Annotated in this window: 11 protein-coding genes and 1 tRNA gene; 6 read left to right on the top strand and 6 right to left on the bottom strand. The window is 45.0% G+C overall.

Features of this window, described 5'->3' with window-relative positions; genetic code table 11:
* Positions 1-72: 72 nt before the first annotated feature.
* The 4 genes from K339_RS0131100 to K339_RS35520 all read right to left on the bottom strand — a co-directional run bounded on the left by K339_RS0131100 (position 73) and on the right by K339_RS35520 (position 5,134).
* Positions 73-954 (bottom strand): DUF4249 family protein, encoded by an 882-nt coding sequence (locus tag K339_RS0131100; RefSeq protein WP_169731922.1) that lies wholly within the window; start codon positions 952-954, stop codon positions 73-75.
* Positions 955-1,003: 49 nt separating this feature from the next.
* Positions 1,004-3,754, bottom strand: coding sequence for a carboxypeptidase-like regulatory domain-containing protein (locus K339_RS0131095; protein WP_028527075.1), 2,751 nt, complete (start codon positions 3,752-3,754; stop codon positions 1,004-1,006).
* A gap of 143 nt (positions 3,755-3,897) precedes the next feature.
* Positions 3,898-4,389, bottom strand: a complete 492-nt coding sequence (locus tag K339_RS0131090; protein WP_157607835.1) for a hypothetical protein — start codon at positions 4,387-4,389, stop codon at positions 3,898-3,900.
* A gap of 94 nt (positions 4,390-4,483) precedes the next feature.
* The gene (locus K339_RS35520; RefSeq protein ID WP_051398390.1) at positions 4,484-5,134 is read right to left on the bottom strand and encodes a PepSY-like domain-containing protein; all 651 of its coding nucleotides are present in this window, start codon (positions 5,132-5,134) and stop codon (positions 4,484-4,486) included.
* Between the two features lie 215 nt (positions 5,135-5,349).
* On the opposite strand from K339_RS35520, the gene K339_RS0131080 reads away from it, so the two are divergent.
* From K339_RS0131080 to K339_RS0131070, 3 genes are all read left to right on the top strand, one after another.
* A complete protein-coding gene (locus tag K339_RS0131080) occupies positions 5,350-5,946 on the top strand; it encodes an RNA polymerase sigma factor (protein ID WP_028527073.1) in 597 nt (198 codons plus the stop codon).
* An 80-nt stretch (positions 5,947-6,026) separates the two neighbouring features.
* Positions 6,027-7,730 (top strand): hypothetical protein, encoded by a 1,704-nt coding sequence (locus K339_RS0131075; RefSeq protein WP_028527072.1) that lies wholly within the window; start codon positions 6,027-6,029, stop codon positions 7,728-7,730.
* Positions 7,731-7,848: 118 nt separating this feature from the next.
* Positions 7,849-8,640, top strand: coding sequence for a Rossmann-like and DUF2520 domain-containing protein (locus K339_RS0131070; protein ID WP_028527071.1), 792 nt, complete (start codon positions 7,849-7,851; stop codon positions 8,638-8,640).
* Between the two features lie 114 nt (positions 8,641-8,754).
* Here the strand turns inward: K339_RS0131070 and K339_RS0131065 are convergent, their stop codons facing one another.
* Complete coding sequence (locus tag K339_RS0131065) at positions 8,755-9,279, bottom strand: CvpA family protein (RefSeq protein ID WP_028527070.1); 525 nt, start codon at positions 9,277-9,279, stop codon at positions 8,755-8,757.
* Positions 9,276-9,728, bottom strand: coding sequence for a GatB/YqeY domain-containing protein (locus K339_RS0131060; RefSeq protein WP_028527069.1), 453 nt, complete (start codon positions 9,726-9,728; stop codon positions 9,276-9,278). The genes K339_RS0131065 and K339_RS0131060 overlap by 4 nt, the downstream gene beginning before the upstream one ends.
* A gap of 103 nt (positions 9,729-9,831) precedes the next feature.
* Here K339_RS0131060 and K339_RS0131055 point away from each other — a divergent pair.
* The 3 genes from K339_RS0131055 (at position 9,832) to K339_RS0131045 (ending at position 11,661) form a co-directional block, all read left to right on the top strand.
* A tRNA-His gene (locus K339_RS0131055) sits at positions 9,832-9,907 on the top strand.
* A 90-nt stretch (positions 9,908-9,997) separates the two neighbouring features.
* Positions 9,998-10,669 (top strand): carotenoid biosynthesis protein, encoded by a 672-nt coding sequence (locus tag K339_RS35515; RefSeq protein ID WP_084332376.1) that lies wholly within the window; start codon positions 9,998-10,000, stop codon positions 10,667-10,669.
* Between the two features lie 119 nt (positions 10,670-10,788).
* On the top strand, positions 10,789-11,661 hold the full coding sequence (locus K339_RS0131045) for a MerR family transcriptional regulator (RefSeq protein ID WP_028527068.1): 873 nt from the start codon (positions 10,789-10,791) through the stop codon (positions 11,659-11,661).
* Positions 11,662-11,746 lie beyond the last annotated feature (85 nt).

Raw genomic sequence — 11,746 nt, 5'->3', positions numbered from 1 at the left:
AAAATTAAACTGTGGAGGTTGTAAGATACGCTAATCAGGGAGGTTGTGAGCAACCTCCTGCACGCTCCTTCACTACAACTGATACACATTGACAATCAGCGTATCGGCATTTACGCCCGTAAAGACACCGAGGCCGTTGGTGATTGCCGTTGGGGGTGTACTAATATTTTGAGTCGTTGTTCCTGTTGATTTATAGAGCGCTGCATAATCAGCATTCAACCGATACAAAACCGCGTAATGCTTGCCAAAATACTGAAATGTCTGCGGCATAATGCTACTCGAACTCGCCGTCGTTGGTTCGTTGTTGAAGCGACGGGCAAACGGGCTTTGGGTAGTTTCGGCGGGTAAAATCGTAATAGGCGTTGGGTTTGTTTCAGTATTGATAAACGCCACAAAATGATAATCGCTGGCGGGATTGTTCCACGTTGCCTCAATTGGGCTACGGTCTTCCCCCGAAGGCGGACGAAAACCACCCGTCGTGCCGCTACTAAGGTCGATTTGGGTTCGATAAATTACGTTTCGGCTCAAGGCAAAACCCGTGGGGCGTGTCGGAATGCTGGTAATCGCCGAAACAGGAAGCCCTTTGTACTCAAAATCCAAGGTATAGGTCAAGCCAAAAGTTACCAATTCCGTCGCAGCCGATTCGTACATTCCTTCGCTGACCTCTTTTAAGGTAAAAACTTTCCCATTGCTTACATGGATTTTAATCGTTTGACCCGTTATGAGTCTGGCAACCGAATCAGCATCGTCGCCCGAAGCCGCGTAGGAAGTTACCGTTGTCAATTTTAAACTTACAGGTTTTCCTGGCGCCAAAAAAGCCTCCACTACGGGTTTTTGGTTAGAAAAGACCACCTGATTCGTGTCCGTACAAGACGCCAAGCCAAATACTCCTAAGAGCAGCCCCATCAGCGCTGTTTGTTGAAATTTCTTAAAAAAAGTTGCTATATAGTTCATCGAAAAATTCATGTTGAGGTTTACAAAAAAAACAGTCTCATCTCGCCTTTTAGCGGAGTTTCCACGAGAAAGTGACGTTTGGTGTGAATCCCAAATAATTGACATTGGTGGTTTGAAGCACACTTTCGCCGTTTTCGGTAATGACTTCAAAACGTTTGTACCACACATTTTTGCGGTTGTATAGGTTAAATACCGAAAGCCCGATGCTTCCCCAACGCGCATTGTAGGTTGCCGAAATATCGAGGCGATTGTAGGACGAAAAACGAGTCGCGTTTTTATCCGACGGCATTGTAAAACTGCGCACTGAACCGTCCAATAACTTAACTTGGTAAGCCCCCACAATAGAAGTATAAGGACGGCCTGTCGAGAATATCTGAGTCAGGGAAAAGTCGATGTTTTTCCAACGATACGCTCCAATAAACTTAAACTGATGACGCACGTCTTGGTCGGAATGGTAAGGTAAATCTGAAAACGCCGACACGTTTCGAAGCGCTTCCGAGAGTGTATAACCTATCCAGCCGTTGAAATCCCCAAACTTGCGTTGCACCAACACATCCACGCCGCGTACCACTTCATTTCCGTTAAAAAACGTTTCCTGAACGCTCAACCCTTGGCGGATTTGGGGCACAAAACGCAGGGTATATTCGGTGATACCCGTGTTGTTTTTTTGGTAAAACTCCACGTCCACCAAGTACTGCTTGTACTCATAACTTCCGCCCACAATGAGGTGATCCGACTGCGTGATAGGAAGCGTTCCGCCATTGGCCAACAACCAATAACTACGGTTTCCCTGCGTCAAATCTTCGCGGTTGATTTGTTTGGCAAACTGAAAATAACGCCCCGTCGCCATTTTGAGCTTTATTTTATCGGTCAGTGCGTACGTTGCGCTTAATCGAGGCTCAAAATAGAGCTTATTGGTCACGTTAAAATGATTGATACGTAAGCCTGGCTTCAACAACAACTTGGTATTAAACAACCGCATTTGGTCTTGCAAATAAAACGCCGTGATGAGGCCACGGTCGCTTTTGCTCAATACATTGACGGTGTCGTTTTGGATGTATTGATAATCAATGGTATTGGCCGTTGAGTGGATTCCAAACTCCAGCTGATTGTGCGGCGTCAATTTGTATTCAAAGTCTATTTTGGCCGTAAAATCCTTCAAATCATTGGTTTCAACTTGTCCAATATTCTGTTTGCGCGTGATTGCCACGGAGGTATCCGTTGCAGGAATGGTACTTACGACGGTGCGGGTATTATCTCGATTACTGTAAAAATTAGAGTAGCTTACGAGCATATTGCTGTACAATTTGTCGTTCCAGCGCCGCGACCATTTAAAACTACTTCCCAAATTCCCCCAAGCCGAAATGTCATTGGAAGAAGTGGAAGCACCCAAGTCGCCACCACGACCAAAATTAAACGAAGACGCCGAGGAGTTATCCATTTTATCCGTTCCGTTGTACAAACTCCAGGTCAAAATATCCTTTTTGGAAAGGTTCCACGTCAGTTTAGCGTTTAGGTCATAGAAATACGACTGCGCCGTTTGGTTTTGGAGGGCATTATTCCCAAATCGTCCACCTGGCCCGCCTGGGGGGCGTCCAAACCCCGTTTGTGCCACCGTTGTTTGGCGTTCTGAGGTAAACGTGTTGAAGATTTTTTCGTACAACGGCCCTTTGTAAGAACGCCGCCCTGCTACCAACAGCGTCATTTTTTTACTCAACGGCGTTTCGATATAGGCATTGGCGCTCAACAAGCTCAAATCAGCACCTGCGTTGATTTTGTTTTTGTTTCCTTCCTTCCCCGTGATTTCAGCCACGGCCGAAATGCGCCCGCCAAATTTGGCATCAAAACCTCCTTTGTAAAGCTGAATATCTTTGAGAGCGTTATAATTGAAGGCCGAGAAAAAGCCAAAAAGGTGATCGACGTGATACACCGTAAAGCCATCGTACAGCACCAGAGTTTGGTCGGGAGTGCCTCCGCGCACGTACAAGCCCGATGAAGATTCGTTGGAAGCACTGACCCCAGGCATCAATTGAAACGCCCGAAAGGGGTCACGTTCGCCGATGTTGGGTAGTTTTGCCAAATTTTTGGGGGTCATTTTAATCATTCCCACAATTTCATTGGCTTTCAACACTTCCGTTTTTTCCCCCATGACCATGACTTCTTCGAGTTCCTGCTCGCCAGGTTCAATCTCAATAATAAAGTTGTCGAGCGGCGTTTTGGGGGATAAAAACACCGTTGCGTTTTTGTACCCCACGTAGCTCACCAACAGCGTCACCGTATCGGAAGGTACTTTAAGCAACGTAAAATACCCGTCCACGTTGGTCTGAGCCCCAATTTTTGTCCCCAGCACCGCCACCGACGCAAAGGGCATGTTTTCGGACGTTCCTTTTTCTACAATGCGCCCCACGAGCGTAAAATCCGCGCGAGTCGGTACGCCACGGTAGCGCGTATCAAATTCTTTTCGGGCTTCTTTGGGAAGTTCGGGAGAGTTTTTGGGAACAATTTTAACCGTATTGGCCTCCGTGATGTAAAAGGTAAGCTCTTTGGTATCGCGCAGTACGCCTTTCAAACCTTCGAGAAATTTGGTATTATCAAACCAATACGATACGCGGTACTTCTTGACCAATTCTTCGTCGTAATCGACCTTGACATTGTACTTTTTCTTCAAATCAGTCAACACAAACAGCAAAGGCTTGTTGTTATAAAATTCGTCTTTGATAACAAGCTCTGCCTCCGCAGGCCCCTGCGCCCATCCAGCAAACGTCCCCAGCAAGAGAAGAACGAGTAATAATTGTTTCATAAAGTATGGATTATAGTTCAAAAAGCCGACAACGACGGCGGTAACGTCGTTCGGTAGTTTATTACTTTCGAGTACGTTTCCTGCCGTCGTTGCGTGGCATTAATTTTCTATGTGTAGATATATCGTCAAAATCTGACGACGGTTTAAACTGCTTTGGCAGCCGCGATGGTCACCGTCACTTGGGCAGAAACCCCCGTTGTGGCATCGGTATCAGTATAAGTTTCTTGGAGTTTTATGGCTCCATTGCCAATCTGCCCAATAGTTTCACCGACCGATAACATATCAAATGACCCGCTGCCTAAGGCTTTGAGCTCGATAGAATCGTAGGTTTCGGTATAAGATTGCATGGTACCTGTGCTATCGCGTTGCGAAATTTTCAAGACAATATTGACGATGTTGGCCGATTTTTTGGCCACCGACATCTCAATCGTTATATTTTCTTTGATACTTGTATTGGTTAAGTCAATGCTCTGGGCTACGCCATTGATTGACTCAGTGTAGGTAGTCCCGTTGTACGACCCAATTACTTGGTCGGCAGGATCAGGTTCGACGGTTGTTTTAGAACAACTGAACAACATAGCAGCACTCAATAGTGCGAAAATGCTTCCTAAGAAGAGGTTTGAGAATCTTTTCATAAACTTCAGGTGTGTGTAATAGGTGTGTACTTCTAACTAGACATTATTAAGAAAAACAACCCAAGCTTGTGGCTTGGGTTGCGAAAGAGCTAAACTAGCGGCCTTTTTTTCCTTTTTTACCGCGTTGTGGGTGCGCTGGAGGCGTTGTTTCTTGCGTAAACGTACCTGCTGCCGTAAACTGTACTACTTTACGGGATGCTTTTTTCTCTTCGTCGGTGCCCGATGTAAGTTCAACCACAACAAAGAAATCCCCTGCGTCATTTGTTCCTGCTTTCACGGCAGTATAGGTGGCGTAGTTCGACGCGATGTAGGTCGTAATGGCCGCTGGAAGACTAGCAATTTCTACACTTGTCAACTTTGCTTTTTTACCATACTTTTCAAGCACTTTGTTGAAAGTACCATCTGCGTTAAAAAGTACGCCAGTGTGCGTTCCGTCAGCGAGTTTCAGCCCTACCACAATTTGTCCTGCTGCGTCTTTTCCTGCAAACTGGATTTCCGCTCCCGCGTAGTTAGTGGTAATGTAAGAACTCACGGCTGCTGGCAAATCTGCTTCTTCGATTTCGGTTAGTTTGCCTTTACACTTTTGTTTGGTTACAGTGTCGGTTGTGGCCGCAGCGCGAGCTGCCGAAAGCTGCACTACTTCTGTCAAATCTTCCGTTGTCGAATTGGCATTGATGTCTTCACGGTTGCAGCTCACCAAAAATAGTCCTACTAACGCGAACACTAAAAACAAGGTCTTTTTCATGGTTTGTTTTTGTTAAGTTGAAAAATTGATAATTGGAAATTGATTTCAGTAGCCATTACGTAGGGTTTTTGCAGGGCGTGGCAAAAAAGTTTTAAATTTTTTTAAGAAAAAAAAAGTGTAATTTGTTGCAACACTAGGCCACATAATAGCGTACAGGCGTGTATGTATCAGGCAGATATTGAAGCCGCTAACAACCATCCAAATCCGTTACTACCTTGTTTTTTCGAAAAAAAATCAACTTTACCGAAGATGACCTGGAGGAAGTCATCCAAGCGTGTCGGAGCAACGATAGCCGCGCGCAGAGGGTGCTTTTTCAGCAATTTTTCGGTTATGCCAAGGGAATCAGCTTGCGGTATTCGTCGTCGATGGAAGAAGCCGAAGAAATTTTGAACGAAAGTTTCTTAAAAGTCTTCCAGCACATCGACCGCTACGACCTCACCCAGCCTTTCAAGGCTTGGTTGCGGACGATTGTGGTCAACACCGCGATTAGCTATTACCGAAAGCATCAAAAATTTCATGGCGAGATTGGGCTAGATAATATTAACGAGCCATCAAACGATGAATCGGTCATTGACCAAATATCTGCCGAGGAGATTTTGGCTTTGGTGCAACAGTTGAAACCGATTTATCGTACTGTCTTTACGATGCACGTGGTGGACGGCTATCAGCTTCGTGAGATTGCAGATGTGCTCAATTTTAATGAAGCCACCGTACGCTCACATTTTTCACGAGCCCGTACCCGTTTGCAAGAGTTAATCAAGCAATCATACCCGCTTTTTAGCGAGGGGAAAGTAGAACAGAAGTTTAAGTGAGTACCCCAAATTACTGAATTAAACGGCGATTTTCAGCCAAAAAACAATAAACTAAGTGTGACAACACGCTACCAACAACAATGAAACCCGATAAATTTGACGAAGCTATACGCCAAAAGTTGGAAGGGATTCAGCCCAGTTTTCAAGAAGACGACTGGTCGAAGTTTGCCGCTTACCAAGCAACCCATACTTCACAGCCCTTTTTCCAACGCTTTAGTGCGCGCACTGCATGGTACACTGCTGCTAGTGTAGCGGCGGCCATGATGGTATTTGCCAATGTCTATCAGTATCGAACCAACAAAAAACTGGACCAAGAAGTAGTCGAGCTTAAAGCAAATATTGCCAAGCAAAAAGACGCTCCCGTTCGAGTGACTACCCGCGTAGATACTGTTTATATTACCAAATACATCGAAGTAAAATCTTCTAAACTCAATACCTATGATTCATCTGTACCTTCTTTAAATGACGAAAGCCCCGACGAAACAATAGGCCAAGAGCCCGCCGTGGCCGAACGCCTCAAAAATGTTGGCAAGATTATTCGTCAAAGTCCTAACGAACGTATCAGCAACGCATTTGAACATACGCCTAAAGAAGCGAATGCCTCCAACGACGTGCCAGAAGAAGCAGAAAACAATGTTATTGACAAAAATGGCACTGAGAAAGGCGCTGCTCGCCCACGAGAAAATGAGCTGAGTACAAAACCAACGTCCACGGCTAATACAACCCGACCAATTCGTGAAAGCGAGACAAACAATAGTCGTGACAACAAACGAGGCAACGCGATGTCGAAGAACAATCTGCGAGGCAGCAACCCCCATCAAGTTGCTTCACAAGCGTCTGTTTCGCAAAAAAACAGCTCGTCGATTTGGCAAAAATCAACCCTCAAAAATACTTCACAACCAGAGGCTTACGAAACAACAAAAACCCTTACTGGAGAAGCCCAGCGAATGACAACCGAAGGGGTGATTTTGGAGAATGAGCCCGAGGCAATCGCCTTGCTAGAACCTCATACCGAAATCGAAGAATTAGCGGGCATCCCCCCCGCAGAAGCCAAGGTAGAGCGGTATGCCTATACGAAGTTATCAAATCCTTCCAATTCAGCGACCTCAGCTTCGGCAGCTACCACTGCGGCTTCAGCGGCCGCTCCCCCTCCCCCTTCAATTTCGTTTAAAAATATGAAATTCAGAATGGGGGCTGGCTTAAATATTAGTAATGGCTCAACCACCTATACGGCCAACACAAGCTTGCTTCTGGGCAAGTTTTGGAGTATAAACGTGGGTCTAGCACGTGCTTTTATCATAGGCCCCCAATACTATACTGAAGATATTTTTAAAGAAAAAACGCAGCGCGATTTTAAAGATTGGAACAAAAAAAACCCCATTCAGCCGCCAATGGCTCCGCCTCAAGCGTTCAATATCGCCACCAGTGCCACTTTGTGGCAGCTACCCGTGAGCTTGACGTATCGTTGGCCGATGAATGACGGTTTTGCTTTCTTATTATCGGGAGGTACCAATCTCAATTTATCTGCTTGTCAGTCATTTAGCTATTACACCCGCGAACGTAACGGGGAATTGACCCAAAAACGGGGAGATTTTGTGCTTAAACCTACGCTGTCAAACGACCTTATTGCGGCGGCGGGTGTTGAAAAGCAATGGAGACACCTTGTTGTCCAAGCAGAAACTTATATTGCCCCTTATTTACAAAAACCGTCGTACCTCACCGAAAACCGCAACTTAGGTATTCGATTTAAGGTCATGTATCAGTTTGGGAAAAAAGCCCTCTAGGCCACCAAAGCGATTTTTTATTACCAAACGTTCAACTAGCCCGCTTTCATCGCCCGTCGTGCTCACCAGCCGACGGGTTATTTTTTTATATTTGACCCTCAATCTGACTTGTTCAACTATGCGCATTTCTTTTGTAGGAGCAGGAAACGTGGCTTGGCACCTAGCCCAAGCCCTCGAAAACGCAGGCCACCATATTGTCGAAATATACAGTCGCGATGCCCGAAACGCTCGTCGGCTTGTCAATAAACTATACGATACCCACATCGCCCCCGACCTTGACTTTGCCGAAAGCGCTGCCGAATTGCTCATTTTGGCCGTTGCCGACGATGCCCTTACCGATGTGGTTTCGCGGTTGGTGCTTCCCGAAAACTGTACGGTGGTTCACACTTCAGGCACAAAATCATTGGCAGAATTTCGGCAGCTTATTGACATTTATAGCGACATTCCTGCCAAAACGGGCGTTTTATATCCCCTCCAAACGTTCAGCAAAGACGTCGAACTATCGCTAGTTGATGTACCATTTTGCATCGAATCGTCAGACGCCGTTACGGAAAAAATGCTGATTCAATTGGCCCAAGGCATCAGCAACGTTGTTTACCTCATGACTTCCGAGGAACGGCGATTGATGCACATTGGGGCGGTTTTTGCCTGCAATTTCAGCAATCATTTGTTAGCCATTTCCAAACGAATTTTGGATGCCGAGCACTTGGAGTTTGACTTACTCAAACCCCTCATTCGCGAAACACTCCGCAAGGCACTCCAAAGCCCCGACCCTGCGCTCGTCCAAACGGGGCCAGCACGCCGTGGCGACCACCAAACCATCGAAACGCACCTCGACTACCTCGAACGCTACCCTGCGTGGCAAGGCATTTACGAAGTTTTGTCCGAAAGTATTCAGAGAATGAGGTAAAAGAATGTCGAGGGTAGAGTGCAGAATGTCGAGTTTTAGTGTCGAGCGCAGAATGTGGCATTCCTATTCGACATTCTGCACTCGACACTGTAAATTCGACCCTCGACATTCCCTTTACTCTCCTCTTCCCCACTCACGAATGAGGTTACCACCTACGGGTATCCAATCAGAGATGACACTGATAATTTTGGGCGCAATGGGGACGGTATATTCGTATAAAAAACTTTCGTTGCGGTATTTGGGCGGCATTGCTACCCCAATCGTACTAAGCAACCAAAAGAAAACACTGATACCAAACACCCACGTAAATATACCAACAGCAGCCCCTGCGAGGTTATCGAGCGTGCCCAAGATGGTATAACGAAGCATGGAGCGTAAAGAATACCCAATGCGGTTGACCATGAAGATGGTCGGGAAGAAAATGACTGAAAAGCCAATAAATGGCAAAAACTTACGCGTAAGCTCTACCGTCAGATAAGGTGCCAGCAAATCGGTACCAAAACGAAGAAATTTAAAACCCACAATCATGGCTATCACAAAGGCTGCTACACCGACAACTTCGACGAGTAGCCCTTTGCGATAACCATTAAATGCTCCCCAAGCGAGTGGGATAATAATGAGCAAATCTAGGGTGTTCATCCCACGAGCAAGCTTTTCGCCAGTGTTTGTACCACTTTACCGTCTGTTTGGCCTGCCAATTCTTTCATGGCAACGCCCATTATTTTACCTATTTCAGCAGGCGATTTAGCCCCTACCCGCTCGATAATCTCTACGAGTTTGGCCTTTACTTCTTCCTCTGAAAGTTGTTTTGGCAAATATTTTTCAATGACCGCGATTTCGGCTACTTCCTTTTCCAACAAATCGGGACGATTTTGTTGTTCATAAATAGAGGCCGAATCACGACGTTGTTTGGCGGCTTTGGTCAACAGCTTCAGTTCATCGTCAGCGCTCAAATCTCCACTTGCTCCTTCTTTCGTTTCTTCCAAGAGAATCAACGACTTAATGGCACGTAATGCGCGGAGTGTATCCTGATTTTTATCGCGCATGGCCTGCTTGATGTCCTCGTCTATGCGTTTCTTCAGCGTCATGATTTAAAATAGTTTACAAAATTATGTTGCAAATCTACGAAAAAAATGCGCTAAGACTTGGAAAATTTAAAAAGGTGTGCTTATCTTTGCACTCCCAAAACACGGAGGTTGTAGCTCAGTCGGTTAGAGCGTCGGATTGTGGTTCCGAAGGCCGTGGGTTCGAACCCCATCTTCCTCCCTAAAAAATCCCAATGCAAAGCGTTGGGATTTTTTGTGTTTATCGATTCAAAAAACCTTTTCTCCGAGTTTTTGTTAGATAAGTACTACTTATGAAAGCATTTTTCTCATCGCTACGCGCCTCGTCCACCTTTGAATACACCTGCTGGATTATACTACCTGCTATGAACCTTACTGGATTGGCAGGTTTGTTCCTTAGGGATTCCGAGGAGTTCTTCAAAGCACTCGTTCCTTTTCACTTGGTAACTTCATTGTTTATCATGATGATTTTTCACCAAGATTGGAACCGTTCTTTTGTGATTTATTGCATCGTTACCTATCTCATTGGATTTGGCGTAGAAGCACTGGGCATCCACACAGGCCTTATTTTTGGACATTATCAGTACGGTGAAACACTAGGCTGGAAAGTAATTGGTGTTCCTTTGACCATTGGTCTTAACTGGCTCGCAATCATTTATTCGGCGGGTATTCTTATGAGCGATTGGGAAGTTAGCCCTCCCCTCAGAATAATTGCTACTGCTATCTGCGTCGTCTTACTTGACTTCCTGATTGAACCCATCGCTATTACGTATGACTTTTGGAATTGGGAAAACAACACAATTCCTCTCCAAAACTACGTCGCCTGGTTTGTTGTCGCAGTAGGCTTGCTTTGGTATTTTGAACGTGCTAATTTTCGCAAAGAAAATCCAGTGGCATTCATGTACGTCCTTGCTCAATGCTCGTTTTTCTTTGGGCTCAACATCTTACTTTACTTATTTAGATAAAGAGAAGTCAAAACATTTTCGGAAACAAAAAGTTACCACAATAAGAGCAATTGTATTGGCTTTTGGGAAAGCTAATACAATAAAACCCAAAAGCTTGATACATTTAAAGTGAAAGCCAAATGAGTAACTATTCCATACGAGATTTAGAACAACTTTCTGGCATTAAGGCACATACAATTCGCATTTGGGAGCAGCGCTATAATATTATTCAACCAAAGCGTACTGACACCAATATTCGGATGTATGACGACCAAGACTTAAAATTGGTCCTCAATATTTCTTTGCTGAAAGATCACGGGTACAAAATTTCGGACATTGCGAAATTTTCTTTAGACGAAATTAGCCAAGAAGTTATGGCTATTTCTGATCAGAAACTGAACTATCCAGACCAAATTCACGCTCTCACAATTGCGATGATTGACTTGGACGAAGATCGTTTTGAAAAAATTATTAGCACCAATTTTCTTCAAAATGGCTTTGAAAATACTATGCTCAATATCATTTATCCTTTCTTGACCCGCATTGGTACGCTATGGCTTACAGGTTCTATTGGGCCTGCACAAGAACATTTTATGAGCAACTTGATTCGACAAAAAGTCATTGTTGCCATCGATGGCCAAGTAATAAAATACCATCCCAATTCTAAGAAATTTTTACTGTTTTTACCCGAAGGCGAGTTGCACGAAATTAGCCTGTTGTTCACCAGCTACGTCATTCGGGCGCATCACCATCGGGTTGTTTATTTGGGGCAAACGCTGCCGTTTAATGAGCTCGTTTTTGCCTATGATGTTCATCAACCAGACTATGTCTTTGCAAGCATCACCTCCGTCCCTGCCCACGACGAAGTTCAGACCTATGTTCATAAACTTTGTCAGCAGTTCCCCAAAGCTCAAATATTACTTACTGGCTACCAAGTAGTTGGTCAAGACATTGAAGTAGGAGCCAATTGCACTATTATCAACAAATTAGAAGACCTTGTTGAATTGCTCTAACAACAGCCGTTCAATTGCCATCTTTCCTCTTACACAAGCCATAAAAGACAAAACCCCGACCTGAGGTCGGGGTTTTTGCTTAGAC

This window comes from Runella limosa DSM 17973, assembly GCF_000482465.1.
GTDB classification, from domain to species: domain Bacteria; phylum Bacteroidota; class Bacteroidia; order Cytophagales; family Spirosomataceae; genus Runella; species Runella limosa.
The sequence above is the reverse complement of the archived record's forward strand: the minus strand, read 5'-3'. Positions and strand labels throughout refer to the sequence as shown.

Excerpts from the sequence above, each read along its gene's own strand:
- K339_RS0131100 (WP_169731922.1), bottom strand. The coding sequence starts at position 954 with ATGAACTATATAGCAACTTTTTTTAAGAAATTTCAACAAACAGCGCTG.
- K339_RS0131095 (WP_028527075.1), bottom strand. The coding sequence starts at position 3,754 with ATGAAACAATTATTACTCGTTCTTCTCTTGCTGGGGACGTTTGCTGGA.
- K339_RS0131090 (WP_157607835.1), bottom strand. The coding sequence starts at position 4,389 with ATGAAAAGATTCTCAAACCTCTTCTTAGGAAGCATTTTCGCACTATTG.
- K339_RS35520 (WP_051398390.1), bottom strand. The coding sequence starts at position 5,134 with ATGAAAAAGACCTTGTTTTTAGTGTTCGCGTTAGTAGGACTATTTTTG.
- K339_RS0131075 (WP_028527072.1), top strand. The coding sequence starts at position 6,027 with ATGAAACCCGATAAATTTGACGAAGCTATACGCCAAAAGTTGGAAGGG.
- K339_RS0131070 (WP_028527071.1), top strand. The coding sequence starts at position 7,849 with ATGCGCATTTCTTTTGTAGGAGCAGGAAACGTGGCTTGGCACCTAGCC.
- K339_RS0131065 (WP_028527070.1), bottom strand. The coding sequence starts at position 9,279 with ATGAACACCCTAGATTTGCTCATTATTATCCCACTCGCTTGGGGAGCA.
- K339_RS0131060 (WP_028527069.1), bottom strand. The coding sequence starts at position 9,728 with ATGACGCTGAAGAAACGCATAGACGAGGACATCAAGCAGGCCATGCGC.
- K339_RS35515 (WP_084332376.1), top strand. The coding sequence starts at position 9,998 with ATGAAAGCATTTTTCTCATCGCTACGCGCCTCGTCCACCTTTGAATAC.
- K339_RS0131045 (WP_028527068.1), top strand. The coding sequence starts at position 10,789 with ATGAGTAACTATTCCATACGAGATTTAGAACAACTTTCTGGCATTAAG.